The organism is Bacteroides sp. AR20, from assembly GCF_964250605.1.
GTDB lineage: Bacteria > Bacteroidota > Bacteroidia > Bacteroidales > Bacteroidaceae > Bacteroides > Bacteroides uniformis.
Genome location: NZ_CAXUGK010000006.1, coordinates 26,959 through 53,730, shown reverse-complemented (window position 1 = coordinate 53,730; position 26,772 = coordinate 26,959). Strand labels below are relative to the sequence as shown.

Genomic DNA, 26,772 nt, shown 5'->3' with positions numbered 1-26,772 from the left:
TATATTTGGAATAAATTATTCCGAGCTATGGCAAATCCAATCATACCCGGTATACCGCAGACTGAACAAGACTTATTGTATAGTAAACTGAATGCATACAATCAAGGGAGAGCCTCTTATAAGGAAGTAGGGGCCTATCTTATCGTACTGCCCCGGCCTGAGTATCTCCAATATACTTTGTGGATTTACTCTCCACTGCCCGGGAGACAGTCCATCTTCTACATTTGCGACCTTTCCACCGACATTCACGAAACGTTGCGGATGGCAAGCACGCTATGCTTCTACTCACCGCGCAGCCTGCTGCTTGTGGAGTACAATGCCAAAAGAATGCAGAGCAAAGGGGACGACATTATCTCCATAGGCAAATACCACGGACATTTCCTGCACGAAATTCTCCGTATAGACCCTGCCTATCTTACGTGGATAGCCTTCAAATTCCAGCCACGCATCCCCAAGCAGGAACGTTTCGTACAGATTGCCAAGATTTACCATTCAGTCCACCTCGACATACAACGAAGAAAAACGTACCAAACCACCGGCGGACGTTTCCTGGGGAAGGAAGGGGAAAAAGTGGAGAACCTGACACTGACCGTACTCAGCGTGCGACTGGAAGACAACCCCTACAAGACGCAGCTCAAAGGGACCACTCCTTATTTCTATGTACGCCAAGTGTTGAAACTGAAAGACTCCATCGGCAACTTCGTCAGCATCCGGCTGAATGCACGCACGGCAAGCCGGAAATCATGCCAGCTGCCCGCCGTGGAACATGCCTACCAGATGGGAGAAGTAATGAAGATAGCATCGGCACGCATCGCGCGTACCTATATAATAGGAAGTACGAAATACACCCGATTGACACATGTAAAGTTACACGTCCCTACCGGGTAAAAGATTTTCTATCAGATACGAACCACACGCTGCATACGGCTGCTTTCCCAGGCTGCCTCAATCAAGCGGATGACTCCGACCACCTCGCGGGCATCGCTCTGCAAAGGTTCGCCGTGGTGGATATGCCGATAGATATTCTCATAAAAAGCTGCATAATCACCGGGAAGACTTGGATAGGGTTCATAAACAATTCTACCGTCTTTTTCCGTATAAAGCAGTCCCCAAGAGGATTTGTCCTCCTCGCCCCAGTGCGAAGTGCCGGGCAATACGCCCTCGGTCAAGGCGGCTTCCTGCGGGTCGAAACCATATTTCACGTAAGAACCTTCCCTACCGTGGAGGACGAAACGGGGTTCGCTCGCACACATCAGATAGCTGGATTTCAGCGTTATCTTCACTTCGGGCGCCTTTGAGGGACGTAGCAAATGGATGATGAAATAGTCGTCTACCTTGCTGTCCTTGCGCAACGTGGCAATATCTGCAAAGACGGCTTCGGGCATACCGAACAGCTGCACAGCCTGGTCTATGACGTGGGCACCCAGGTTATAGGTCAAGCCGCCCCCATCTTGTCCGGTTTCCTTCCAAGTATTCGGCTTGATAAAATTACGATAACGGGGGAAGGTGGATTCAAACTCCACCAGATGCCCCAGCAAGCCTTTGGACAGTATTTGCTTAACTGTCAGGAAATCGCAGTCCCACCGGCGGTTCTGGTAAACGCTCAAGGTCAGCCCCCGGCTTGCGGCAAATGCCACAAGTTCCTCAGCTTCTGCCACGGTGGTGGTGAAAGGCTTCTCCACAACCACATGCTTACCTGCTTCGAGGGCGCGGCGGGCATACTCATAATGAGTGCTGTCCGGCGTGTTGATGACAACCAAATCCAGCTCTTCCACTTCGATAAGTTCCTCAAAACTCCGCACAATACAAGCGTCGGGATACTTCTCCCGGGAGAGTTCCTTACTGCGCTCCGTAACGGCAGTCAATTCAAAATGAGGGTTAGTGGAGATGAAGGGGGCATGGAAAACACGTCCCGACATTCCGTAAGCGGCTAATCCGGTCCTTATCTTGTCCATATCGTTCTTTTTAAGTTCACCATTATTCCGTCACCAACGGACGCTTACGCCAATCGTCCTTCATATAGCTGTCTGGGTAGACCGTCTTATCAATAATTTCGCCACCTTTCAGACGAATCCAGGTGGTGAAAGTACGGGCACCTTCCTTCATCAAAATGACACGTGCACCGTTGGACAAATGGTTGTACTCGGTATTACCACCGGTGAAACGGCCGTAAGCCAGCAGGATACCTTTCCACATTACGGCATAATCGTTGTCATGATCGTGCCCGACAAACATACCCATCACATCACCAGCCTCTTTCATGGCAGTGAACATGCCCGTATTCAGTTCCGGAGCGCAAGCCTTTTCCATGCGGGTACCTATCAGTATGGCGTTCTCGTCGGAAGCGGCTTCGTTATATTCCGGCAAAGGAATATGGAAAAATGCTAGTGCAGGCAAAGGTTGCCCACCGTTCTTTGCTTTATAAGTGGCACTCTGCTGGCGGTACCAGTTCACCTGGTCGAAAGTGAGCCAGTCGTACCCCTTTACGTCGGGTAGTTTGGAGTAGGAATGGGAATCCAGACAGTAAAGCAGGGCTGCATCCTTCTTGCCGTCCGAGGATTTCAGTGTGAGGACATAGTCGGGAGATTCTACTCCGCCACGGTCGGGCTGGATATTGAAAGGCATGGAACGGATAACGTCATAAAGCTCAGCACGTGTTTTTCCCTGCTCGTTGTCGTGGTTGCCAAAGGTTACGACAAAAGGAATCTTACGGTCCGTAGCATAGGAAAGCACCTTGCGCATGGCTGTATCGGCAGGTGCGGCATAAACCACATCGCCGGTAAAGACTACTAAATCGGGGCACTCAGCATCAAGCACCTCGCCAATACGCTTCAAAGCAATGTCTGAAGCCGGATTACCATACTTAAAGTGGATGTCTGTAAACTGGACGATTTTAAACTCTCCATTCTTGTTGAACTGTAAAGGCGATACTTGTGCCGGGCAGAACAAGGAGGATAAAAGTGCCAGACAAAAGGTCAAGGAGATTTTCTTCATATAAGTGGATGATTAAATTGAGTTGATATTATTTCATGTCATTCCTTCACTATCAATACAGTGGCATAGGCGGATATACCTTCCTCCCTGCCCGTAAAGCCGAGTTTCTCCGTGGTGGTGGCCTTGATGGAGATGTCATCCTCGTCTATTCCCATCACCGCGGCAAGCGTACGTTGCATTTCGGGAATATAGGACTTCAACTTAGGCCGCTCAGCGCAGATGGTAGCATCAATATTACCCACCAAATAGCCTTTAGCAGCTATCAGTTCTATTGTTTTCTTTAACAGAATCTTGCTGTCTATATTCTTGAACTCACCGGCAGTATCGGGAAAATGATAGCCGATGTCGCGCATATTCGCCGCTCCCAGCAATGCGTCACAGATAGTATGGATGAGCACGTCTGCATCCGAGTGCCCCAACAATCCCTTTTCATGTTCCAGGCGGATACCGCCCAGCCAAAGCTCGCGCCCTGCCACCAGTTGGTGGACATCAAAGCCGAAACCTACACGTATCTTCATATCGTTACTTCTTTAAGTTGATACGAAAGTACGGAAAAAATAGGAACAAGAGAAGGAACAAGACACAAATTGCACGGATTACGCCGTTTTTTGCTCCCCTTGTGGAAAGAAAATCGAACGTAAACCGTGCAATCGGTATGGAGTATGAAGAATATGTTACGGTCTGTCGGGCAGACTGTCTACAATTCCTTTATAAAAAGCTCTCACATCTTGCCAGTGATAGAAAGGAGCCATATCCGTCTTCACCGGGATACTTACTTCATGCTCGTGCAGCAACAGTTTTACAATCACATCTTCCGGCGAGCCTTTCTTGCGGAAGAACACCAGCTGTATATTTCCTGCCATCGGCGCAACCTTGTAGTTGCACCACGCCTGATAGAACTTATCGGGGTCGGCCTCCTCGTTATAGCAGTTCTCCAACTTCATCAATCCTGCCAGGGGGATAATGTTTCCATCATGTGCAAAGCGGAAAGTAGCCGAGTTTCTACCCGAAGCAATAGCCTCGTCGGCAGCGGCAATGATGTTCTCCAGTGTCGGTTTGGCGTTTGCCACCATCAGTCCGTTGGTCATGGGCGAGGGACCGTCGCACACGTAGTTCTTGTAGTTGTGTATCTGCCAAATGTCGAATAACTCTTGCTTCTCAAAAATATCATAGAACGATACTTCCTGCTCCACGTCCTGCATGTCCGAGGCTATCGCATAAAGACCGCGCATCAGTTCCTCCGGATTCACACGTTTATGGACAAACTCTTTATCGGAGAAAAGTGAGTTCATCAGACGTTCGGGACGAACATGGCTCTTCTCGAATTTGCGGAACTCCTCGTACCAAGGGCCCTTGTGCGAAGTGAACTTCATGGCTTCCTGCGTATGAAAGTTCAAGTAAGGCATGTATTTGTTGCTAGATTCACGCTCAATCTTCAGTTGGGGATTGAATTCCTTCAGACGTTCGCAGAAGGCATCCATACTGAGTACGCAACGTATTACGAGTGTAGCACATGCCGACATCTCCGGCGCACCTTTAAAGACTTCGGGAAATGCCTGATACATACGTTCGGCAATACCGCGCTGCTGATCCACGCCCACTGGGCTCAAGTCTCCACCGCGTCCTTCGGCATCTGCCCAGACAATAGCCAACCGCTTGCGCACATCTTCGCCCAGCGGAGTAAGTTTACCTGCCTGATGTGCCTTTTCAAACACTTCCATCACACGGATATACTCCTCGTCAGAAATCAGCCAGCGCGAGCCATGACGTCCGAAGTGACTGATATAGAAAGGCTCGTAACCCTTCGGTGCCTTGGTCTGTACACCCGGTGCCAGATAGGCATAATACACTCCTCCGGTAACGGCAATGTTATCGAAGATTTCTTCGCGCGTGGCTTGTGCATACGACGATGTATGCACAGCCGATGCGGCAAAAAGAATGGTAGAAAAAACGATTCGTTTCAATCTAAAATTCATAGGATAATAAAGCTTTTCAGTTCAAGAAATCAGGATTTTGTGTCAAATTAGGATTGGTGGTAAACTCGTCCTGCGGAATGGGGAAGAGGTTGTATTTGTCGTCCACATCCTTACCTATGTAAGAACCTGCCACGCCATTGTCACTACCTTTCCAGTCCCAGTTATATCCCTTGGTGAACTTACCAAAACGAATCAGGTCTGTACGGCGAACCAACTCCATGTGCAACTCGCGGGCACGTTCATCCAAAAGGAAATCAAGATTCAACCGACTGTCGCTGATGCGTCCCGATACGCCATTACCATATTTGCCGGACATGTAAGCACGGTCTCTGATTTCATTCACATACTCCAACGCTTCGGTACGCGAACCACCTTCGGCGCCACGCAGAATAGCCTCAGCCGCCATCAAGTAGGCATCTGCCGTACGGAACATCGGATAATCGACAGAGGAGTACTTCGTGCCGCCTGGTTCCAGTTCACTGCCGTCTTTGCGCACGTTTCTCCACTTGATGCAGGCGTAGCCGTTATTGAAATCGCTCTGGAACTCCTTGCCTTCTACCCAAGTTTCTTTGGTGTGGCCAATAGAGAAGAATTGGGCACGCTTGTCTTTCTTGCCGTTCCCCCAGATGTCGTCTGCCACAAAAGTCTGGTCTTCTTCTTCGAACATATCCACCAGCTGTGTCTTTACGCGGGCATTGCCCCAGGTGCCGTTCACACCTATCCGGATATAGTTGCCCATATCTCCATTCATCAACGCCTTAATCAGGAAGTTAGTACCTGCGCTGCCTTGCGCATAGTCTGCATCCTGCACCAGCGGCCAGATGATTTCGGAACAAGTTTCATTGTCTGCCAAGAAGATGTGGCGATAATCGGAAGCCAGCGGATAATTACCTTCCGTAATTACCTTTTTGGCATATTTGTATGCGTTTGTGTATTCATTCTTTCCTACCCAAGTTTCGGCATTCAAGTAAACACGTGACAGCAAGAACCAGGCTGCTACACGGTCCACACGGGCATATTCGTTCTTTTTGGGTTCTTTCAGCAGGGTGGTCAATTCTTCCAGTTCGGACACCACAAAGTTGTAGATTTCCTCGCGAGTGGCTTGCTCGGGCATGTCACCTACTTCCATCGTTTCGTCCACGAAGGGTGTAGAACCGTAAAGGTCGCAGAGCATACTGTAACTATAAGCACGGATGAAGCGGGCTTCGGCACAATAGTATTGATACTCGTCTTTCAAGGCTTCATACACACCTCTCTCCTGCAATTTGCTCTCTGTACATTCACGTAGGAACTCGTTGCAATAGTTAATGGTCATGAAAAGACGGTAATAAGGATAACCCACAATCTCAGTAGAAGCATCCCAATTCAAGTAAAGCATGGCACGTACACCCTTGCTGCCACCGGACTGGAATACGATTTCATCCGTACAAGCTTCCTGCAAGTAGAACAAGGCACGAGTATAACCAGAATATCCTTCATCGATGCCCGACACATCGCCGTCTCCTCCGTCACCACCCTTCTGCCCTGTCTGTATCAGGGCAGCATAACACTTGGCAATCATGCCGATATAGCCTCGGGAGTAGAGTACACCATCTCACCGGTCAGTTCGTTATCATCCAGCGGCAATGTATCCAGGTCGCCCAGGCAAGAAGCAAAAAGTGACACAGCCAGCAAACATACTGTTACTAATTTGAAATATCTAGTTTTCATAATCATGTATCTGTTTTTAGTCATTAAAAATTAAGGTTAACTCCCAGCATGAACGTACGCGGACGCTGATAGATGTTTTTATCGATTCCGTCATAAAGCTCCGGATCAAGACCGGAGTATCCGCTCAAAGTGCATACATTCTGTACGGCGAAGGAGAGACGGAGCGATGTCCCGTCGTTCCACAGTTTATTGAACGTATGACCGATGGTGATATTGTCTATACGGAAGAAGTTGCCTCTCTCCAGGAAATGGTCGGTAAACTGGCGGTCTTGCGTAAACTTGTTTTCGAGCGTAGAACGCAGGATGTTGCTGGAAACGCCGTTGCTGCCATAGAGTGCATCCAAGGAGTTGGAAGCAGCCACATAGTTATAGACATAGAAACCGAAGCTACCGTGTCCGTTGATGCCCAAATCCCAATTCTTGTAGGACAGACGGGTGGACAGACCGCAATAGTAAGGGGCCTTGGAACTCTTACCAGTGACGTACTTGTTAGAGTCTTCTTCGCTAGAAGTGATGGAGCCGTCTTTGGCAATGTATTTACCGTCCAGCGGCTGTCCGTTTTCGTCATAAGCTTGCTTCAGTAGATAGTAGGTATTCGGAGTCTCTCCTACCATGTGTACTTGCAGATAGCGGCCTGTACCTCCGGCGTTACCTGTCTTTACGTAGTTGCTCTCGTTGTCGATGGTGTTCAGCTTGGTAATCTTTGAGGCATTCCAAGTGAAGTTACCGCTGATGTTCCATTCCCAATCTTTGGTCTGGATGGGAACCAAGTTCACACCGATTTCAAGACCTTTGCTTTCCATATCACCGATGTTGGTTTCGATACGGTTGGTGAAGTTACTGCCGGCAGGTACAAAAATGTCGTTCAGCAGGTCTTTCGTGTTACGCCAGTAGTAGTCAATCGTACCCGAGATGCGGTTGTTCAAGAAACCGTAGTCGATACCGATGTTGTAAGTTTCCGTAGTCTCCCATTTAATGTTGGGATCGTAGCCGTTGGGGCGGTAGGTGGTGTACCACTTGTTACCGAACAAGTATCTGGACTCATCGTAAGATGCAGTATAGGTGGACAAATGCTGGTAGTAGGAACCGATGGACTGCTGGCCGGTCTGACCGTAGCTCAAACGGAGTTTTAGGTCGGACACTACTTTGTTGTCTGCCAAGAAAGCCTCATCGTTCACACGCCATGCAGCGGCTACGGAAGGGAAGTAGCCCCAACGGGTCTCGGGCGAGAAGCGAGAAGAAGCATCGGCACGTAACGTAGCAGTCAGCATATAACGCTGTTTCCAAGAGTAGTTCAATCGACCGTAGAAGGAGAGCAGGTAGAGTTCAGCTTCCTCGTGCTTGGGAGAGGTAAGATCCTCACCCTTGGTGTCGGTAGTGGTATCATGGTTCTTGTACCAGAAACGTTGCCAGCCGTAACCAGCCATGGCATTGAGGTTATGGTCGTTGAAGTCTTTGGCATAGTTGGCGTAGAAGTCGAGTAGTGTATTGCGTTTGTCGTTATGATATGTATAACGCTTTCCGGTACCATCCTGTTCGTTGCCGGTGTACATGGCGGGGGCCAAGTCAGGCATGTTATCGTGTTTGTCTTCCGTCAGGAAATCACACCCCATGTTCAGGTTCAGTCGAAAGTCTTCAAAACCGTGTATTTTATAATCGAGGGCAATATTACCGATGGAGCGTTTGGTCTTGTTCTGCTTGTCGGCAAGTTCCAAGTCGGAGACGGGGTTTGAGGCAGCTAGCGTGATGGGGGTATTACTTACACCCATCCACATATAGTACCCCAAACCTACATTACCGTCATAGTTCTGATATACAGGGCGTGTAGGGTCGAAACCTACGGCACTTCCGATGACACTGGTGGAAACCGGCTTTTCGTCCTCGATGCTACCCTTGATATTGATGTCAACAGAGAGATGCTTGTCGAAGAACTTGGGCGACAAACCGATACTGGCATTGAGGCGCTGGTAGTTGTTGTTTTTCAACGTACCGTTCTGGTTGGTATAGCCCACGGACACGCGGTAAGGCATATTCTTCAAAGCACCAGTCATGGAGAGGTTGTGGTCTGTACCCATTGCCACGCGGTAGATTTCATCCTGCCAGTCGGTATTGACATCACCCAGCTTGAAAGCCTCCGGAGCATTGGCATACTTGGCAAAGGCTTCGCGATATTCGGAAGCGGAAAGTACATCCAGTTTCTTATACACATTGCCCACCGTCACGTTGGCACTGTAGCTGAAAGAGGGACGTGAAACACCGTCGGTGTTTCCTTTCTTCGTAGTGATAATGATGACACCGTTGGAGGCACGCGAACCGTAGATGGCTGTTGCCGAAGCATCTTTCAATACCGTAAACGAAGCAATGTCATTCGGGTTGATAGAGCTGATGGAGGCGTTGCTGACAGGCACACCGTCGATAACTATCAGTGGGTCGTTGTCTGCTGACAAAGAAGCTCCCATACGGATACGGATGGTACCGCCGCTGCCCGGAGCACCGCTGCCCGGTACAATGTTCACACCGGCAACCTTACCCACCAGAGCGTCTTCGGCAGTCAATTGCTTTCCTTTGTTCAGCTCGTCCGGCTTCACAGTTAGCAGAGAACCAGTGACATCTCCTTTCTTCACTTGACCGTAACCGATTACAACGACTTCGTCCAGCATCTCCGTGTCTTCCTGCAAAGTGATGACGAGCGGTGTATTGCTGCCGGTAACCGTCAGTTCCTGGCCCTTAAAACCGATACATGTAATGGAGAGAATATCATTGACGGCAGCTTTCAAAGTAAAGTTACCGTCCACATCAGAGATAGTTCCCACAGAGGTACCCTTTATCAAGATGTTAGCCCCAATCAGTGGTTCACCTGTGTGGTCTTTCACATGTCCTTTCACTGCAATATCTTGTGCCGAAAGTGACAAAGACAAGAGCAATCCCAGCAACGGGAGAATACTCTTTGCGATTTTAATCATGCTTTTCATATAATACAATATATAGTTAATAAAAATAATGTTTGCCAAGAAAAGGAACCAAGCACGCCCGGTTCCATGCAATCCTTATACCCAATCTTCTTAACTAATACTTATCAAAAAACTACAGTTAACTTTAATCTTTTGTCGATGTTGCAAAGGTATATGATTAACTGTCCCGCGAAAAAGGCGAGTAGAAGCTTAAAGTAGACGCAAGCAGATTAGCTTTATCTATAAAACATTAAAAAACAGCATATTGTGAAAATCAGCAGAAAGTAAGAAAGTAGATTCACATAAAGGGCATAGGAGGAGTTTTACCCTATTTTCTGCACCATATTCAGGAAATCTTCTTTAGAAAGAAAGGATTTGCTCCGCACTTTCAAGCGGTAATTATATACGGTCTGCGAAGAGTAATGCAGGAAGGTGGCAATCTTTCCGCTATCTGAAATTCCCAACCGAATCAAGGCAAACACACGGAGTTCCGGAGTCAGCAGTTCGCCCTCTTTAGGATAGATGCGCTCGTTCTCCTGCAAAAGGTTATTAAAGTCGTTCACAAACTTAGGATAGAGTTTCAGGAAGACGCTGTCGAACGTATGGAAGAATTCTTTCAACTCGCCGGTGACAAAGGTGGTGGAGTGGATGGTTTTCACCAGGTCGTCCAGCTGCCCGGCCTTCACTTTCCTTGCCAGCATCTTGCGGAATTCTTCCTGCTTGTCTATATAGACGGAACACATGTTGAAGACGTAGCCGATGTACTCCTCCTTCACACGGTTCGACTCCTGCAACCGAGCATTCAGTTCCTGCAAGTCACCGTTGATGTGCTTCAATTCCTTGTTCATGTCATCCATGGTCTTTCTGGCAAGGGAAAGGCGCTTCATCTGATGATAAATATAGACCAAGGCCACCAGCAATACTGCCGCCAGGATGGATATCCATATAAATAAGGTGACCAGCTGTTCTTTTTCCTCATGCAACTTGGCCTCGTAGGTGGAGTTGATGACGGGCAACATCCCCGAAATCTCCATCGTACGGTAGCGAGCATTACAGAAGGTAGCATCTTGCATGGAGCATTCCATATAGGTATACGCACGTTCTATGTCGCCCTCGCCATAGAGCAGGTTGGCAAGTTTCCAAAGCGAAATGTATTCCTTTGTTCCGCTTTGCACGTCGGCTATTGCCGAGATGGTAAGATATTTCTTTTCCTGCTTGTGGTCTCCTTTGGCACCATAAACGCTTGCCAATGCAACAGAAGGAATGGCAAGGCTGAAGTCCTTCTGGCTATGGATATCATAGCAACCCTCCAAAACACCTATGGCTTCGTCATACTTACCCTCATACAGTAGTTTGTCGCCCAAAGTTAGTTGATAGCCTTGCGAATCGGGACGCTTCACACGCAGAATGGAGTCTTTGTACTGATATGCCAGCCGGGAGTATGACGCCTGCAATTCTTCTGAAAAAGCATAGGATGCCATCAGCGTGTACACTTTATGATAAAGATTATAGTAGTAGAACATATCTATCGCACCCAGTTCCTCCTGGGGAATGTCTTCCAAAATTTCCAGTCCTTCCTTATACATTCCTGTACCAATCATCACCTCTGCCACACGCATACGGGCAGAGTAGAGATGCGATGCTACGGACATACGCTGGGCTACTTCCACGCAACGATTTGCTGCCCACAAGGCAGAGTCCATGCGGTAGGCGCTGTATTTGCCGAACAACTCCTGGTAGATTTCCAGTAATTCCGCATCGGAACGGGTAGCCTTCAGCTGGCACTGCAAGGCATTGATTTGAGACTGACGTTCCAGTGTATATCGTTCACGCCCCTGCACAGATGCATCAAGCACCCGAAGCAATGAATCCACCTCTCTATCTTGGCAGAATAAAGGCATAGTGCAAAACAAAGCGAAAAGGATGGCAAACAAACGTTTCATGCAGTACGGTTTCTCTGTCTATAGTTCAAGATTACATCACAAAAGTAAACATTTACCCGTTGATTACAAAGTTCTTTGGACAAAAGATGTTTGGACGAAATTAGTAAAGGGGTACTTTAGCTTTATAAAGCAGAAGTTTAGTAAGCTAACATAGAGGTTTACGGACAAAAATCCCGAATGCCGCTCAGCGGATATTGAAGTCGAGTACTTTCTCTTCCCCAAGATAGCCCTGCAAGTGCTGTCCGATGCTGACGGGACCTACTCCCACAGGGGTACCCGTGAACAGCAAGTCACCGATTTTCAAGGTCATGAAGCGGCTGACATAAGCAATGATTTCATCTACCCGGAACAGCATGTCCGCTGTATGACCGCGTTGCACCTCCTTATCATCAATCGTCAAATGGAAGTCCAAATTCTGTACATTGCCGCCCACTTGTTCCAAAGGGACAAAGGTGCCGATAGCTGCCGAATTGTCGAACCCTTTGCAAAGCTCCCACGGATTACCCGCCTCACGGAACTTACGTTGCAAGTCGCGTGCCGTGAAGTCGATGCCCACCGTCACCGCATCGTAATAGCGATGGGCAAAGCGAGGAGCAATATTCTTGCCCAAACGGCAGATGCGCACCACCACTTCCGTCTCATAATGCACTTCGTTGGAAAAGTCGGGGATAAAGAAAGGTTTGCCATCTTTCAGTATAGCCGAATCGGGTTTCAAAAAAATAACCGGTTCCTTATTCTCATGTGTATGTCCCAGCTCCTTGTTGTGCAGAGCATAGTTCATTCCTACAGCAATAATCTTCATTACTTGATCTCATTAAAGTTCAGTCTGTTAAACATCACGGCCAGATGGGCATAAAGGGAAGTGTTCTGCACGACAATGTTCTCGGGAACACGGATACGGAACGGGGTGAAGTTCCATACGGCCTTGATACCGCCCTCTACCATGGAATCCGTTATCTGCTGGGCTATTTCGATAGGTACCGTCAGCACGCCTATATTGACATCGTACTCCTGCATCTTCTGCTTGAACTTGTCCGAGTGATAGATGGGGATGCCGCTCAGTGTCGTACCCACCAGTTCGGGCTTCACATCGAAAGCAGCTACTATCTCCAAACCGAAATGGCTCAGACCCGAGTCGCGCAGCAAGGCACCTCCCAAGCTTCCGACACCGAACAGAAAGGCTTTGTGTATATTGGTAAATCCCAGGAAATCCTCCAGCACAGCTATCAGTGTGTCCACCTCATAGCCTACACGCGTACGTCCCGAGATATTGACATACGAAAGGTCTTTGGCAATTTGTGAAGCATCAATATTGATTTCCTTGGAAATCTGGGTGGATGATACGAATCGTTCCCCCTTTTGTTTCAGCAACTTTACATTGGAAAGGTACCACGGAAGCCGGCGCAAGGTAGGTTCCGGCACCTTCATGGTTTCTTTTTTCTGTAACGGACTGCTCATAGTTTCTTATTTAAGTTCTCAATATTGCGATTGGCAAAAGTAGTGCTTTTTTTCTAATCAGTAACACGGATGCAACAAAAGCTTAACATAATTTCTAATTGCATAATTCCACATAATATCGTACTTTTGGGAAGTTTAAAAGAAAGAAGTATGAAGAATAATGATTGGAAAGAACGGTTGAATATAGTCTATTCCACCAACCCGGACTACAACTATGAGATGAATGACGATGAGGAGCAAGCTACCCTCCCCCCTGCACAACAACGCCTGCGTGTACAGCTGGACCGCAAGAACCGGGGTGGCAAAGTCGTCACTCTTGTCACCGGTTTCGTGGGCACCGACAATAATCTGAAAGAACTGGGCAAATTGCTGAAAAGTAAATGTGGAGTAGGCGGAAGTGCCAAAGATGGAGAAATCATCGTGCAAGGCGACTTCAAACAACGTGTCATCGACCTCCTGAAGGCAGAAGGATACACGCAAACCAAGCCCGTGGGATAAACGCATCATCCGTCTCACTGCAACTGTAGAGGCATAAAAAAGTGACCGTTTAGGAATTCAACTCCATATACGGCCACTTCTTTTTATAGAATCGTTTCTAAGCGGAATTATTCAGCGCGCAAAGTAAAACGTTTGAAGTCAACAACCTTCAATTCAGGATCAGCTTCTTTCAAGACTTCTCTAACTGTCTTCTTGCCGTCCATGATGTCTTCCTGGTTCAGCAAGCAAACTTCTTTCAAGAACTTGCCAAGACGGCCCTTAGCAATATTCTGAATCATTTGTTCAGGCAGATGTGCAGCTTTCTCGGCAGAAACAGTAGCAATGATTTCCTTTGCCTTTGCCACGTCTTCAGCAGTAATCCAGCCTTTGGCCATGTTGCTTTCCATGTGGTCTTCGCTGTCCACGTGAGCCGGGTTGATACCAGCCTTCTTCAAAGCGGCCTCAACAGCCTTCTGTACCTGTTCAGCTTTTGTCTTCTCGATAGCAACATCTATTTCCTTCTGCTTGATTTCTTCAGATACGCCATCTTCGTCTACTGCAATCGGGTTCATGGCAGCAATCTGCATGGCAATCTGCTTAGCCAGTCCTTCTTCAACAGCCTTGTTGAAAGCAACAATAGTGCAGAGGCCATTTCTGTTCATGTGGTTATAAACCACAGTGCTTGCACCTTCTACAGTCATGTAACCATCCAACTCCATCTTCTCGCCAGTGATACCGCTACGGTCTGTTACAGCATCCTGTACAGTACCGTTGCCCATCGGCAGAGCTTTTACTTCGTCCAGAGTCTTGCACTTGTTAGCCACGGCAAGGTCCAGAATGTCCTGAGTCAATTTCACGAAATCAGCATTCTGAGCCACGAAGTCAGTTTCGCACTTCAGAGCGATGATAACGGCAAAGTCACCCGTAGTCTTAGCCAGCACACAGCCTTCAGAAGCCTCGCGATCTGAACGCTTAGCTGCAACAGCTTGTCCCTTCTTACGGATAATTTCCATTGCCTTGTCGAAATCGCCTTCAGCTTCAGTCAAAGCATTTTTGCAATCCATCATACCAGCACCGGTCATCTTGCGGAGCTTGGTTATATCAGCCATACTTACAGCCATAATATCTTTTTATTTTAATTGTTAATAATATCCTTACAAAGTAATTGAGAGTTGAGAATAGAGAATTGAGAATTGCCGTAAAGTAACTCTCAACTTTCAATTCTCAACTCTCAACAGTATGATTAAGCCTCTTCTTCCTTCATGAAAGCAGCAGCCTTAGCGGCATTGATTGCTTCCTCGTCGGACTTGTCGAGTCTTGCTTTTGTAGCTTTCTTCTTACCTTTGTTGGCAGGAGCTTCACCGGCAGCTTCCATGTCTACCTTTTCGGCCTTACGTTCTTCCAGACCTTCCTGCATAGCAGCGCAGCAAGCATCAAGAATAACTTCTACTGACTTAGTAGCGTCATCATTTGCCGGGATTACGAAATCGATATTCGTAGGATCGGAGTTTGTATCAACGATACCGAATACGGGAATCCCCAGACGGTTAGCTTCACGAACTGCGATGTTTTCCTTCATTACGTCGATAACGAACAGAGCAGACGGCAGACGAGTCAGGTCAGCGATAGAGCCCAAAGTCTTGTCCAACTTTGCACGTTGACGTGAAATCTGAAGAATTTCTCTCTTGGAGAGGTTTGAATAGGTACCGTCGCTTGTCAACTTGTCGATGGTAGCCATCTTCTTGACAGCCTTACGGATAGTCGGGAAGTTAGTCAACATACCACCCGGCCAACGCTCGATTACATAAGGCATATTTACAGATGCAGCCTTATCGGCAACCACCTGCTTAGCTTGTTTTTTAGTAGCAACAAACAGGACTTTCTTTCCTGATTTAGCGATTTGCTTCAAAGCTTCAGCAGCTTCGTCAATTTTAGCAACCGTCTTGTTGAGGTCAATGATGTGAATACCATTGCGCTCCATGAAGATGTAAGGAGCCATTGCAGGGTTCCACTTTCTTTTCAAGTGACCGAAGTGGCAACCGGCTTCTAATAATGTATCAAAATTTGTTCTAGACATTTTCTTTTAAATTAATCGTTTACTTTCTTTTTTGTTTCTTCTAAACCAACCGCCGGGTAGTCTGAATCTGAAGAGTCCCGGTAGTTTAGATACTAAACGCTTTTTCAGTTGAGAGTTGAGAGGTGAAAGTCGAGAATTAAGCAACTTGTCCGCCCCAACCGTTCTCCAACTCTTAACGTTTACTGAACTGGAATCTACGACGTGCTTTCGGTTGTCCCGGTTTCTTACGTTCAACAGAACGAGGATCACGAGTCATGAAACCTTCAGAACGGAGAGCAGCCTTGTCCTCAGCATTGATTTTCACCAGTGCGCGGGCAATTGCCAAACGCAAAGCCTGAGACTGGCCGGTGAAACCGCCACCGCAGAGATTAACTTTGATGTCGTACTTTTCAGCAACACCCAGCTTATTCAACGGCTGTTTAACTACATACTGAAGAATGCTTGATGGAAAGTACTCTGCGAGGTCTCTCTTATTAATAGTAATCTTTCCAGTACCTTCGCTTACGAAAATACGTGCAATTGCACTTTTACGTCTGCCTAATGCATTTACTACTTCCATTATCTCTTATTTAAGTACGTTAATATCAATCATTTTCGGGTTCTGAGCATCGTGTTTGTGCTCGCTGCCGGCATATACATACATATTGCCCAGCAATTTTGCGCCCAACTTGTTCTTAGGCAACATACCCTTTACTACTTTTCTCAGTAACTTGTCATCACCGTTCGGTTTTGCCTGCAAACGGGCAGGAGTGATTTCTCTCTGGCCGCCGGGATAACCTGTATATGACAGATATACCTTGTCATTCCACTTGTTACCGGTTAATTTTACTTTGTCGGCGTTGATAATGATTACATTATCGCCACAATCTACGTGAGGGGTAAAGTTAGGTTTATACTTTCCTCTCAACAGTTTCGCAACTTTTGCGCCCAGACGACCCAATACCTGGTCTGTAGCGTCAACAATGACCCATTCTTTAGTCACTGTAGCTTTGTTTGCAGAAATGGTCTTGTAACTTAAAGTATCCACTCTTAATTGTTTTTTAAAATGTTACTACTAAAATTTTTTCTTCACCGCAAGCCAGTCATCCCGGACAATGGAAGATTAACTCGCTATGAATTAAATGCTTATCCTTTTGAGATAATAATCGGCTTGCAAAGGTACGGTTTTTCTTAGAACTGGCAAAAGTTTTCCACTTTTTTTTAGAGAGCCACTTGGCTGATATACAACAGACAAAGTTATCCTGCGGAGAAAGGGAAGAATCTCCGCAGAACAACTCTTTATGATGCGGCCTTCATCGGTCGGTGCCGTCATAGAAGGCTTTCAAAGCTGCATGAGAAAGAAACGGGAAAGAGAAAGAAATATCAACGGACAAGGTCTTCGGGAAATTTTGCAGGCATGCCCACCCGCTTCCATGTTTCATGGAACCATGTATTCAGTTCATTACCATTCAAGTCCTTAGCTATAAAATACTTCAGGTACATTACCCCGTCGTCCCCTATTTCAAACTCCAGTATATTGTCTTTATGGTCCAACATGGGCAAATGGATGTTTTTCTCAATGCTTTCCTTATAGGAATTATCCGTCAGCTGCTGATAAGTCCCATATCCAGTGATGATGGCATCTTTGCCTGGAATAATTGTAAAATTGACAATACGGCCGTCATCACTCAGCACTTTAAAGGTGTTACTCGGTTTCAATATCCCGGGAACATCCGGGATTTCAGACACATAATGACATAACTGCCAAATTCCTGCCAGTTCCGCAGGCCTAAACTCTGCGCTCTCCTGCGCATTGGCTCCCGCTACCGCAAGCAGCACCGCTGCCAGCATGGTAAAGAAATAGTTCCGTTTCATATTCGTATGATGTTGGTTAACGTTATGTCGTTCCGTTAGACACAAATATAAAGATTTATTTTGAGATTATAACATTTTTGGGTATAAAAAAACCGCACAAACAACAGAATGTTTGTGCGGATGATTTTATCCAGTTTGTATATTCCGAAACTTAGAACTCGGCGTTGCGCGGCGTACGCGGGAACGGTATGACATCACGGATATTCGTCATGCCCGTAACGAACAGCAGCAAGCGCTCAAAGCCTAAACCGAACCCGGAGTGGGGACATGTACCGAACTTACGGGTATCGAGATACCACCACATATCCTTCATCGGGATGTGAAGTTCGTCAATGCGCGTCATCAGCTTGTTGTAATCCGATTCACGTTCGGAACCGCCAATGATTTCTCCAATCTTCGGGAAGAGTACATCCATGGCACGCACGGTCTTGCCGTCTTCGTTCTGCTTCATATAGAACGCTTTGATTTCCTTCGGATAGTCAGTCAGGATAACCGGACGCTTGAAGTGGTCTTCCACCAGATAGCGCTCATGTTCGGAAGCCAAGTCAACTCCCCAGTACACCGGGAATTCAAACTTATGCCCTTTGGCAACAGCCTCTTCCAATATCTTGATACCTTCCGTATAAGGCAGGCGCACGAAGCTTTCTTTCAAGACACCTTGCAGACGTTCAATCAAGCCCTTATCAAACATGTCATTGAGGAACTTCACATCGTCGGCACAGTTGTCCAAAGCCCACTGTACACAATATTTAATGAAATCTTCCGCCAGGTCCATATTGTCCGTAATATCATTGAACGCTACTTCCGGCTCAATCATCCAGAACTCTGCCAAGTGGCGGGGAGTATTGGAATTCTCGGCACGGAACGTAGGACCGAATGTATAGATGGCTCCCAATGCAGTAGCGGCAAGTTCGCCTTCCAACTGTCCGGAAACAGTCAGGCTGGCCTGCTTTCCGAAGAAGTCATCATCGTAAATAATGGAACCGTTCTCATCTTTCTTCAAGTCGTAAAGGTTCTTCGTAGTCACCTGGAACATCTGGCCTGCGCCTTCGCAGTCGGAAGCCGTGATAATCGGAGTATGAAAATAGAAGAATCCTCTGTCATGGAAGAACTTGTGGATGGCAATCGCCATATTATGACGAATACGGAACACAGCCCCGAACGTATTGGTACGGGGACGCAGATGGGCTATCTCACGGAGGAACTCCATGGAATGACCTTTCTTCTGCAACGGATACGTGTTATCGCAAGTTCCCAGCACTTCGATTTCGCGGGCCTGCACTTCGGCCTTCTGACCGGAACCGACAGATTCCGTCAGCACACCGTTTACGCTCAAACAAGCACCGGTAGTAATCTCTTTCAGCATCTCCTCATCGAAGTTACCCAAGTCTACTACAATCTGCACATTATTTATTGTAGAACCGTCATTCAGCGCGATAAAGTTTACTTGCTTACTACCTCTGCGGGTACGAACCCAGCCCTTCACGTTGACCATAGCGCCAAAATCTTCACGCTTCAGCAGGTCAACAATCTTTGTTCTACTAATCTTTTCCATAAAACAGTTATTATACCTTATTATATATTACTCAAAAGAACCCATGCGCAGGAAGTTCACCTCTTGTTCCGTGAGGTAACGCCATTCGCCGCGGCGCAGGCCTTTCTTGGTTAAACCGGCAAAATACACACGGTCCAGTTTCATCACCTTGTATCCCAGCGATTCGAAGATACGACGCACGATACGGTTCTTGCCGGAGTGGATTTCAATACCGACATCATCTTTCTTGAAGTCATCCGTATAGCTGATGGCATCTGCATGGATTTCCCCATCATCCAGTTGAATGCCGGCTGCAATCTGCTCCATATCGGCTTTTGTCAGGTTCTTGTCCAAATGCACATGATATATCTTCTTCTTCAGATACTTGGGATGCGTCAGCTTGGAAGCCAGGTCACCATCGTTTGTCAGCAGCAATACACCTGTAGTATTGCGGTCCAGACGACCTACCGGATAAATACGTTCGTCGCATGCGCCCTTCACCAAATCCATCACCGTGCGACGTGCCTGGGGATCATCCGAAGTAGTCACTGTATCTTTCGGCTTGTTCAGCAGGACGTAAATCTTACGTTCGATGCTGACCGTCTGGTCGTGGAACTTCACTTCATCGCCACGCTTAATCTTGGTTCCCAATTCCGTTACCACCTCTCCGTTTACAGAAACGACTCCAGCAGTGATGAATTCATCAGCCTCGCGACGGGAGCAAACACCGGCATTGGCCAGGAATTTGTTCAGGCGGATAGGCTCGTTCGGGTCCACAAACTGCTCCTTATATTCTATCTGTTTCTTCTTGCTGTACTTAGCATTGGGGTCATAATCGGCCGAACGACGGACTGGACGGCTATAGCTGTCTCTGTTGCCGTATCCGCCAGGTCTTCCACCACCCGAATTGAAGCGTGGACGATAAGGACGGTCACCACCCTCATTATTGTAGCGAGGACGCTGCGGACGGTCGCCATCTTCGCTGTTGTAGCGCGGACGATAGGGACGGTCCGTATTATAAGAACGGTCGCTGTTGTAGGAGCGGTCGCCGTTATAAGGACGTTGCGGACGGTCACCACCTTCATTACCATAACGCGGGCGCTGCGGACGGTCACTATTATAAGGGCGTTGCGGACGGTCGCCACCTTCGCTGTTATAGCGCGGACGGTAAGGACGGTCACCCGAATTGTTTCCATAAGGGCGTTGCGGACGGTCGCCGCCTTCGCTGTTATAGCGCGGACGATAGGGACGGTCGCCATTATCGTTATTGTAACGAGGACGCTGCGGACGGTCGCCATTGTCCGCACCAGGATTAAAGCGCGGGCGATAAGGGCGGTCACTGTTATAAGGACGCTGCGGGCGGTCCCCGTTTTCACTGTTAAATCTAGGGCGATAAGGACGGTCGCCATTATCACGGTTGTAAGACGGACGGCTGTAGCCACCTTCCTTGTTAAATTGGTTACCATCGCGGCCGGCACCTGAGTTCTCCTCTGCGGAAGAAGCATCACGCCAAGTTTCGTTTTCTGTACTCATTGTTTTTTATTCGAATAAAATTAAACCTTGGCCTCACGGCCATTCATTGTCTCTATTATACCTTGAATTTTATATGTTTCTATAACAATTGCCGGAGTAAAAAGTTGAAATTCCTCCGGTACACTTCTGTGGTTGCTTAAATTCCCGTATAAGTATGGGGGGTAATCACCTGCAATTCTTTCTTTATCTCTTCACTTACATTCAGTCCCTCTATAAATTCCTTGATAGACGCTTCCGTAATGGCCTGATTGGTACGGGTCAACGCTTTCAACGCTTCATAAGGATGCGGATAGGCCTCGCGGCGCAGAATGGTCTGGATAGCCTCGGCCACCACGCTCCAGCAATTGTCCAGGTCACGGTAGATGGCCGGTTCGTTCAACAGCAACTTACGCAAACCCTTCAAAGAACTTTGTATGGCAATAATGATATGCCCGAACGGCATACCCACATTGCGGAGCACGGTAGAGTCCGTCAAGTCACGCTGCAAACGGGAAACCGGCAGTTTTACCGCCAAGTGCTCAAGAATAGCATTCGCCATGCCCAGGTTTCCTTCCGCATTTTCAAAGTCAATCGGGTTCACCTTGTGCGGCATCGCGCTGGAGCCCACCTCACCGGCTTTAATCTTCTGCTTGAAATATTCCATAGAGATATATTGCCAGAAGTCACGGTTCATATCAATCATCACCGTATTGATGCGCTTCATGGCATCAAAGATGGCAGACAGATTATCGTAATTGGATATCTGGGTAGTATACTCCTCGCGTTCCAAGCCAAGCTTTTCGGAAACGAACTTATTGCCGAATGCCTTCCAGTCATATTCCGGATAAGCCACATGATGGGCATTGTAATTACCCGTAGCGCCACCGAACTTTGCTGTCACCGGACAAGCCTTCAGCGTTGCCAACTGGCGTTCCAGACGGTAGACAAACACCATTACCTCCTTGCCCAAACGGGTAGGCGAAGCCGGTTGTCCGTGTGTCTTGGCAAGCATGGGGATAGCGACCCACTCTTCCGCATAAGCACGGAGCTGCGCTATCAGTTCCTCTATTTGAGGATAGTACACCTGCTCCAACGCCTCCTTTACAGATAAAGGAACAGACGTATTGTTGATATCTTGTGAAGTCAGGCCAAAATGGATGAACTCCTTATAGTCGTCCATACCACCCAACTTGTCAAACTCTTCTTTTAAGAAATACTCCACAGCCTTCACATCATGGTTCGTCACGCTCTCAATGTCCTTAATGCGTTGCGCGTCGGCTTCGGAAAAGTTACGGTAAATGTTTCTCAAGGTTTCGAAAACACCCTTATCCACCCCTTTCAGCTGCGGCAAAGGCAGCTCACACAGCGTGATAAAGTATTCTACTTCAACTTGTACACGGTATTTAATCAGTGCAAATTCTGAAAAATAGGCAGCCAAAACATCCGTTTTGCCTCTGTATCGACCGTCAATCGGAGAGATTGCGGTAAGTAAATCAAGTTTCATACGTCGTATTTATGATGATAATTATCGGACTGCAAAATTACTGCTTTTTTCTGAGTAACAAGACATAAAGGATAAAGATTTTAAGAAAAGGAAGTTAACGGATAAAAAAATGGCCTTACAATCACTTGCAAGACCACCTTCGAATGAAAATTTCCAGTGGGCGTTGACGGATTCGAACCGCCGACCCTCTGCTTGTAAGGCAGATGCTCTGAACCAGCTGAGCTAAACGCCCTTTTGATGAACGAAAGTGCTTGGATTTTGTGTGGGCGTTGACGGATTCGAACCGCCGACCCTCTGCTTGTAAGGCAGATGCTCTGAACCAGCTGAGCTAAACGCCCGTACACTTCCGTTTCAAAAGCGATGCAAAGGTACAGCTTATTTTGACATTACCAAAACTTTTGCATAATATTTTTCGATATTTTTTTAGTCATTTAGCGACACGCTCTGTTTCTCAAGCATTTAGTACGTTCACTTTTTTGTCTCATTTTTCCGGATGACCTTTGCCGGATTACCAACGGCTATGCTATCGGATGGAATATCTTTCGTCACCACACTACCCGCACCGATGATACAACGGTCGCCGATGGTGACGCCTGGACACAGAATGGCACCGCCGCCAATCCAGCAATCCTCTCCTATCGTCACCGGATAGGCATATTCCTTTTCCGTACGACGCTCGATATAATCCATCGGATGATGGGGAGTGTATATCTGTACGCATGGACCGACCAACGTATGGGCACCAATCGTGATATATCCCCCGTCCAGGAAAGTGCAATTGGCATTGACAAAGACATGCTCACCCAGCCGGATCCCATCCCCGTGGTCGCAATGGAAGGGCGGGCAGATGATGGAAGTAGCGGGAATACCTGGCACCAGTTCCTCCAGCAAACTCCGGTAATCCTCATCGTAAGTACTCATCACACGCATTTTTGCCAGCAAGCGCTTGGCATGCTCGAACTTCACCTGTATCTCCGGAACGGACATATCCGCCAACTGGGAGCTACGCATTTTTTCCACTTCATTCATATTATTTCTTCTTTTGATTCATACAGAGACTCAGCCCCGAACAAAAATACGGAAATAAACGCAGTATACCAAAAGAGCGGAAAACCTTTCGGCTTTCCGCTCCTGCAATCGTTTATAGAGCAAACAATTTATTTGTACTCCTGCCAGCTCTTAATCTGGATATCTTCCAGCTTCATTTCGCAGAATGCCTCGATAAAGGCACTTGCCAGGCGGGCATTGGTAATCAACGGAATGTTGTGGTCGATGGCACCGCGACGAATCTTGTAGCCATTGGTCAGCTCGCGTTTCGTATGGTTCTTCGGAATGTTGACAATCAGGTCGAAGGCATGGTCGGCAATCATCGTCATCACGTTGTTTTCCGCATCCGGGCGTTCATCCGGCCAGTAAACGGCTTCCGTCGTCACGCCATGGGCGTTGAGGAAAGCGGCTGTACCTGCCGTAGCATAAATCTTATAGCCTTTGGCAAAGAGCATGCGGCTGGCATCCAGCAAATCCACCTTGGACTTCATGGCTCCGGAGGAGAACATCACGCCCTTCTCGGGACGGGGGATTCTGAATCCGGTAGCAATCATGGCATTCAGCAATGCTTCGGAGAAGTCGTCGCCAATACAGCCTACCTCGCCCGTAGACGACATGTCCACACCCAATACCGGGTCTGCCTTGTGCAGACGGGAGAAGGAGAACTGGCTTGCCTTCACACCGATACGGTCGATGTCGAATGCCGACTTGTCCGGTTGTGTATAGGGAGCGTCCAGCATGATACGGGTAGCAGTCTCGATGAAGTTACGCTTCAGCACCTTGGATACGAACGGGAAGCTGCGCGATGCACGGAGGTTACACTCGATAACCTTCACCTCGTTGTTGCGTGCCAGGAACTGGATATTGAAAGGACCGGAAATATTGAGTTCCTTCGCAATCTGGCGGCTGATTTTCTTGATGCGGCGTGCCGTTGCAAAGTAAATCTTCTGTGCCGGGAATACCAGCGTAGCGTCACCGGAGTGTACACCGGCAAACTCTACGTGCTCGGAGATGGCGTATTCCACCACTTCACCGTTTTGGGCAACAGCGTCGAACTCGATTTCCTTGGTGTTCTGCAAGAACTGGGATACCACCACCGGATATTCCTTAGATACCTCAGCAGCCATCTTCAAGAAGTTTTCCAGTTCTTCTTCATCGTAGCATACATTCATCGCAGCACCGGAGAGTACGTAAGACGGACGCACCAGTACCGGATAGCCCACCTTCTCTACAAAGCCTTTCACATCTTCCAGGCTAGTGAGTTCCTGCCAAGCCGGTTGGTCGATGCCCAGCTGGTCGAGCATGGCAGAGAACTTGTTACGGTTTTCGGCACGGTCGATGGAGATGGGGGAAGTACCCAACACGGGAACTGACTGGCGGTGAAGCTTCATTGCCAGGTTGTTCGGTATCTGTCCACCCACGGACACGATGACACCGCGCGGCTGCTCCAGGTCGATAACGTCGAGCACACGCTCGAAGGAGAGCTCGTCGAAGTAGAGACGGTCGCACATGTCGTAGTCCGTAGAAACGGTTTCGGGGTTATAGTTAATCATGATGGACTTGTAGCCCAGCTTGCGGGCAGTCTGGATGGCATTCACCGAGCACCAGTCGAACTCTACAGACGAACCGATGCGGTAAGCGCCCGAACCAAGCACAACCACTGATTTTTCATTCTTATAATAGTTCACATCATAACCTTGAACGGCATACGTCATGTAGAGGTAGTTCGTCAGTTCCGGATGTTCGGAAGCCACCGTATTGATGCGCTTCACGGCGGGCAGGATGCCCAGCTCCTTACGACGGGCGCGTACGGCAAGGTTTTCCTTCTCCATATTGCCTTGCGGATTCAGCACGAAGCGGGCAATCTGGAAGTCGGAGAAGCCAAGCACTTTGGCTTCGCGCAGCACGTCGGCGGGGATGTCTTCCACCTTATTATATTGGGAAAGTTTCTGCTTGTAGTCTACGATGTTCTTCAGCTTGCCCAAGAACCAGGGGTCAATCTTGGTCAGCTCAAAGATGCGGTCGATGGCATATCCCTTTTCCAGAGCCTCGGCAATGGCAAAGACGCGCAGGTCGGTGGGATGTGACAGTTCGTAATCCAAGTCATCGAACTCCACTCCCTCATTGCCCACGAATCCGTGCATTCCCTGACCAATCATACGCAAGCCCTTCTGGATAATTTCTTCAAAGGAACGTCCGATAGACATGATTTCGCCTACCGACTTCATGCTGGAGCCAATTTCGCGGCTGACACCTACGAACTTTGTCAAGTCCCAACGCGGAATCTTGCAAATCAGGTAGTCAAGCTGCGGAGCTGCATATGCCGAGTTGGGAGTTCCCATCTCGCCGATTTGGTCGAGCGTATAGCCCAACGCAATCTTGGCAGCCACGAATGCCAGCGGATAACCGGTAGCCTTGGAAGCCAATGCGGAAGAACGGGACAGACGGGCGTTCACCTCGATGACACGATAGTCGTTTGTCTCGGCGTTGAACGCATACTGGATGTTACATTCGCCCACGATGCCCAGGTGGCGGATACATTTGGTGGAAAGCTCCTGCAACATTTTCACCTGCTCGTCGGTCAATGAGCAAGTGGGAGCCACTACGATGGACTCACCCGTATGGATGCCCAGCGGGTCGAAGTTTTCCATGCTTGCCACCGTGAAGCAGTGGTCGTTGGCATCGCGGATTACCTCGAATTCAATTTCCTTCCAACCCTTCAGAGACTCTTCTACCAGAATCTGCTTGGAGAAAGTGAAAGAGCTTTCGGCCAATTTAATGAAGGCTTCCTCGTCCGGACAAATACCGCTTCCCAGTCCACCCAGAGCATAAGCCGAGCGCACCATCACGGGGTAGCCAATCTCGCGGGCTGCCTTCAGTGCGTCTTCCATGCTCTCCACAGCGTGGCTCTTCGGAGTCTTCATCGGAATCTCGTCCAGCTTCTTCACAAAGAGGTCACGGTCTTCGGTGTACATAATCGCCTCAACGGAAGTACCCAGCACGCGCACGCCATATTTCTGAAGAATTCCGTTCTGGTAGAGTTCCGTACCGCAGTTCAGCGCCGTCTGTCCGCCGAATGCCAGCAAAATGCCGTCGGGACGTTCTTTCTTGATGATTTCTTCCACGAAATAAGGAGTTACCGGCAAGAAATAAACTTGATCGGCGATACCTTCCGATGTCTGGATAGTAGCAATGTTCGGGTTTACCAAAACAGAACCGATACCTTCTTCGCGCAACGCCTTCAGCGCCTGCGAACCGGAATAGTCAAACTCTCCGGCCTGACCAATCTTGAGCGCACCAGAACCCAAGACAAGCACTTTCTTTAAATTCTTTTCCATATTCTCTTGTTGTCTATTAAGTTACGAGTTACAAGCTACGAACTACGAGTTGTAGCTATTTCACAAAAAAAATGCGTCACCCAATAAAGGATTAACGCATTACCAAAGAACTAAAAATATCTTTCTCGAAAAAAGAGAAACTGACGGCTCCCGAATGAAATTCATTCGAACGGAGGTTATATTTGCTTCTCATTTCCTGCGATTGCATAGTCTCTTTAAAATTTGTGCAAAGTAACGACTTATTTACGAAAAGAGCAAATTGTGGCATATTTTTTTGTATAAAAGAAACGTCATCCTCCATAATAGAAGAGCGGCCGTCGCCCGCAACCGAAATCTTTTTCCGAAAAATGCGATTCCATATAAAAAAGAAAGACTATATCTCAGTAAAGGCATTTGC

20 protein-coding genes, 2 tRNA genes and 1 pseudogene are annotated in these 26,772 nt (G+C 47.9%); 2 read left to right on the top strand and 21 right to left on the bottom strand.

Annotated features, from left to right (window positions below; all coding sequences use genetic code 11):
* The first annotated feature begins 27 nt into the window (after positions 1 to 27).
* Positions 28 to 888 carry a hypothetical protein gene (locus tag ACESTD_RS05160; protein WP_061411225.1) on the top strand — a complete coding sequence of 287 codons (861 nt, stop codon included), beginning with the start codon at positions 28 to 30 and terminating at the stop codon, positions 886 to 888.
* 11 nt (positions 889 to 899) lie between these two features.
* Here the strand turns inward: ACESTD_RS05160 and ACESTD_RS05155 are convergent, their stop codons facing one another.
* The 9 genes and pseudogenes from ACESTD_RS05155 to ACESTD_RS05115 form a co-directional block, all read right to left on the bottom strand.
* Positions 900 to 1,955 (bottom strand): Gfo/Idh/MocA family oxidoreductase, encoded by a 1,056-nt coding sequence (locus ACESTD_RS05155; protein ID WP_057097605.1) that lies wholly within the window; start codon positions 1,953 to 1,955, stop codon positions 900 to 902.
* Between the two features lie 22 nt (positions 1,956 to 1,977).
* Positions 1,978 to 2,994 carry a metallophosphoesterase family protein gene (locus ACESTD_RS05150; RefSeq protein WP_195288565.1) on the bottom strand — a complete coding sequence of 339 codons (1,017 nt, stop codon included), beginning with the start codon at positions 2,992 to 2,994 and terminating at the stop codon, positions 1,978 to 1,980.
* 38 nt (positions 2,995 to 3,032) lie between these two features.
* The gene (ispF, locus tag ACESTD_RS05145) at positions 3,033 to 3,512 is read right to left on the bottom strand and encodes a 2-C-methyl-D-erythritol 2,4-cyclodiphosphate synthase (RefSeq protein WP_005833434.1); all 480 of its coding nucleotides are present in this window, start codon (positions 3,510 to 3,512) and stop codon (positions 3,033 to 3,035) included.
* Between the two features lie 156 nt (positions 3,513 to 3,668).
* Positions 3,669 to 4,970 carry a histidine-type phosphatase gene (locus ACESTD_RS05140; RefSeq protein WP_195288566.1) on the bottom strand — a complete coding sequence of 434 codons (1,302 nt, stop codon included), beginning with the start codon at positions 4,968 to 4,970 and terminating at the stop codon, positions 3,669 to 3,671.
* Positions 4,971 to 4,986: 16 nt separating this feature from the next.
* Positions 4,987 to 6,680 (bottom strand): annotated as a pseudogene (locus tag ACESTD_RS05135) (RagB/SusD family nutrient uptake outer membrane protein).
* 23 nt (positions 6,681 to 6,703) lie between these two features.
* Positions 6,704 to 9,652: a TonB-dependent receptor gene (locus tag ACESTD_RS05130; RefSeq protein ID WP_195288567.1), complete on the bottom strand. Its 2,949-nt coding sequence runs from the start codon at positions 9,650 to 9,652 to the stop codon at positions 6,704 to 6,706.
* A gap of 302 nt (positions 9,653 to 9,954) precedes the next feature.
* Positions 9,955 to 11,574, bottom strand: a complete 1,620-nt coding sequence (locus tag ACESTD_RS05125; RefSeq protein WP_016274428.1) for a DUF6377 domain-containing protein — start codon at positions 11,572 to 11,574, stop codon at positions 9,955 to 9,957.
* Positions 11,575 to 11,758: 184 nt separating this feature from the next.
* Entirely contained in the window at positions 11,759 to 12,376 is a 618-nt protein-coding gene (locus ACESTD_RS05120; RefSeq protein WP_022401793.1) for a fumarylacetoacetate hydrolase family protein, read from the bottom strand.
* A complete protein-coding gene (locus tag ACESTD_RS05115; protein WP_016274430.1) occupies positions 12,376 to 13,032 on the bottom strand; it encodes a redox-sensing transcriptional repressor Rex in 657 nt (218 codons plus the stop codon). Before ACESTD_RS05115 ends, ACESTD_RS05120 begins: the two co-directional genes overlap by 1 nt.
* Positions 13,033 to 13,182: 150 nt before the next feature.
* Here ACESTD_RS05115 and ACESTD_RS05110 point away from each other — a divergent pair, with 150 nt between their 5' ends.
* Positions 13,183 to 13,530 (top strand): translation initiation factor, encoded by a 348-nt coding sequence (locus tag ACESTD_RS05110; protein ID WP_005833443.1) that lies wholly within the window; start codon positions 13,183 to 13,185, stop codon positions 13,528 to 13,530.
* 107 nt (positions 13,531 to 13,637) lie between these two features.
* Here the strand turns inward: ACESTD_RS05110 and tsf are convergent, their stop codons facing one another.
* The 12 genes from tsf to carB all read right to left on the bottom strand — a co-directional run bounded on the left by tsf (position 13,638) and on the right by carB (position 26,375).
* Complete coding sequence (gene tsf, locus ACESTD_RS05105) at positions 13,638 to 14,630, bottom strand: translation elongation factor Ts (RefSeq protein ID WP_005829605.1); 993 nt, start codon at positions 14,628 to 14,630, stop codon at positions 13,638 to 13,640.
* Between the two features lie 122 nt (positions 14,631 to 14,752).
* Positions 14,753 to 15,586: a 30S ribosomal protein S2 gene (rpsB, locus tag ACESTD_RS05100; RefSeq protein ID WP_005829604.1), complete on the bottom strand. Its 834-nt coding sequence runs from the start codon at positions 15,584 to 15,586 to the stop codon at positions 14,753 to 14,755.
* Positions 15,587 to 15,758: 172 nt separating this feature from the next.
* Complete coding sequence (rpsI, locus tag ACESTD_RS05095; RefSeq protein WP_005829603.1) at positions 15,759 to 16,145, bottom strand: 30S ribosomal protein S9; 387 nt, start codon at positions 16,143 to 16,145, stop codon at positions 15,759 to 15,761.
* A 6-nt stretch (positions 16,146 to 16,151) separates the two neighbouring features.
* Positions 16,152 to 16,613 carry a 50S ribosomal protein L13 gene (rplM, locus tag ACESTD_RS05090; RefSeq protein ID WP_005829602.1) on the bottom strand — a complete coding sequence of 154 codons (462 nt, stop codon included), beginning with the start codon at positions 16,611 to 16,613 and terminating at the stop codon, positions 16,152 to 16,154.
* 335 nt (positions 16,614 to 16,948) lie between these two features.
* Positions 16,949 to 17,440: a DUF4488 domain-containing protein gene (locus ACESTD_RS05085; RefSeq protein ID WP_035450126.1), complete on the bottom strand. Its 492-nt coding sequence runs from the start codon at positions 17,438 to 17,440 to the stop codon at positions 16,949 to 16,951.
* A 151-nt stretch (positions 17,441 to 17,591) separates the two neighbouring features.
* A complete protein-coding gene (asnS, locus tag ACESTD_RS05080; protein WP_005829597.1) occupies positions 17,592 to 18,995 on the bottom strand; it encodes an asparagine--tRNA ligase in 1,404 nt (467 codons plus the stop codon).
* A gap of 27 nt (positions 18,996 to 19,022) precedes the next feature.
* Positions 19,023 to 20,507, bottom strand: coding sequence for a pseudouridine synthase (locus ACESTD_RS05075; protein WP_008664272.1), 1,485 nt, complete (start codon positions 20,505 to 20,507; stop codon positions 19,023 to 19,025).
* Positions 20,508 to 20,643: 136 nt separating this feature from the next.
* Positions 20,644 to 21,990, bottom strand: coding sequence for an adenylosuccinate lyase (gene purB / locus ACESTD_RS05070; protein ID WP_057281544.1), 1,347 nt, complete (start codon positions 21,988 to 21,990; stop codon positions 20,644 to 20,646).
* Positions 21,991 to 22,147: 157 nt separating this feature from the next.
* A tRNA-Val gene (locus ACESTD_RS05065) sits at positions 22,148 to 22,222 on the bottom strand.
* A 31-nt stretch (positions 22,223 to 22,253) separates the two neighbouring features.
* Positions 22,254 to 22,328, bottom strand: a tRNA-Val gene (locus tag ACESTD_RS05060).
* Positions 22,329 to 22,458: 130 nt separating this feature from the next.
* Positions 22,459 to 23,019 (bottom strand): sugar O-acetyltransferase, encoded by a 561-nt coding sequence (locus ACESTD_RS05055; RefSeq protein WP_057281543.1) that lies wholly within the window; start codon positions 23,017 to 23,019, stop codon positions 22,459 to 22,461.
* 128 nt (positions 23,020 to 23,147) lie between these two features.
* Entirely contained in the window at positions 23,148 to 26,375 is a 3,228-nt protein-coding gene (gene carB / locus ACESTD_RS05050) for a carbamoyl-phosphate synthase (glutamine-hydrolyzing) large subunit (RefSeq protein WP_005833447.1), read from the bottom strand.
* Positions 26,376 to 26,772: the final 397 nt, after the last annotated feature.

What these genes read in the sequence shown, in the direction of transcription:
- ACESTD_RS05160 (WP_061411225.1), top strand. Translation starts at nt 28, where the DNA reads ATGGCAAATCCAATCATACCCGGTATACCGCAGACTGAACAAGACTTA.
- ACESTD_RS05155 (WP_057097605.1), bottom strand. Translation starts at nt 1,955, where the DNA reads ATGGACAAGATAAGGACCGGATTAGCCGCTTACGGAATGTCGGGACGT.
- ACESTD_RS05150 (WP_195288565.1), bottom strand. Translation starts at nt 2,994, where the DNA reads ATGAAGAAAATCTCCTTGACCTTTTGTCTGGCACTTTTATCCTCCTTG.
- ispF (WP_005833434.1), bottom strand. Translation starts at nt 3,512, where the DNA reads ATGAAGATACGTGTAGGTTTCGGCTTTGATGTCCACCAACTGGTGGCA.
- ACESTD_RS05140 (WP_195288566.1), bottom strand. Translation starts at nt 4,970, where the DNA reads ATGAATTTTAGATTGAAACGAATCGTTTTTTCTACCATTCTTTTTGCC.
- ACESTD_RS05130 (WP_195288567.1), bottom strand. Translation starts at nt 9,652, where the DNA reads ATGAAAAGCATGATTAAAATCGCAAAGAGTATTCTCCCGTTGCTGGGA.
- ACESTD_RS05125 (WP_016274428.1), bottom strand. Translation starts at nt 11,574, where the DNA reads ATGAAACGTTTGTTTGCCATCCTTTTCGCTTTGTTTTGCACTATGCCT.
- ACESTD_RS05120 (WP_022401793.1), bottom strand. Translation starts at nt 12,376, where the DNA reads ATGAAGATTATTGCTGTAGGAATGAACTATGCTCTGCACAACAAGGAG.
- ACESTD_RS05115 (WP_016274430.1), bottom strand. Translation starts at nt 13,032, where the DNA reads ATGAGCAGTCCGTTACAGAAAAAAGAAACCATGAAGGTGCCGGAACCT.
- ACESTD_RS05110 (WP_005833443.1), top strand. Translation starts at nt 13,183, where the DNA reads ATGAAGAATAATGATTGGAAAGAACGGTTGAATATAGTCTATTCCACC.
- tsf (WP_005829605.1), bottom strand. Translation starts at nt 14,630, where the DNA reads ATGGCTGTAAGTATGGCTGATATAACCAAGCTCCGCAAGATGACCGGT.
- rpsB (WP_005829604.1), bottom strand. Translation starts at nt 15,586, where the DNA reads ATGTCTAGAACAAATTTTGATACATTATTAGAAGCCGGTTGCCACTTC.
- rpsI (WP_005829603.1), bottom strand. Translation starts at nt 16,145, where the DNA reads ATGGAAGTAGTAAATGCATTAGGCAGACGTAAAAGTGCAATTGCACGT.
- ACESTD_RS05085 (WP_035450126.1), bottom strand. Translation starts at nt 17,440, where the DNA reads ATGAAACGGAACTATTTCTTTACCATGCTGGCAGCGGTGCTGCTTGCG.
- asnS (WP_005829597.1), bottom strand. Translation starts at nt 18,995, where the DNA reads ATGGAAAAGATTAGTAGAACAAAGATTGTTGACCTGCTGAAGCGTGAA.
- ACESTD_RS05075 (WP_008664272.1), bottom strand. Translation starts at nt 20,507, where the DNA reads ATGAGTACAGAAAACGAAACTTGGCGTGATGCTTCTTCCGCAGAGGAG.
- purB (WP_057281544.1), bottom strand. Translation starts at nt 21,990, where the DNA reads ATGAAACTTGATTTACTTACCGCAATCTCTCCGATTGACGGTCGATAC.
- ACESTD_RS05055 (WP_057281543.1), bottom strand. Translation starts at nt 23,019, where the DNA reads ATGAATGAAGTGGAAAAAATGCGTAGCTCCCAGTTGGCGGATATGTCC.
- carB (WP_005833447.1), bottom strand. Translation starts at nt 26,375, where the DNA reads ATGGAAAAGAATTTAAAGAAAGTGCTTGTCTTGGGTTCTGGTGCGCTC.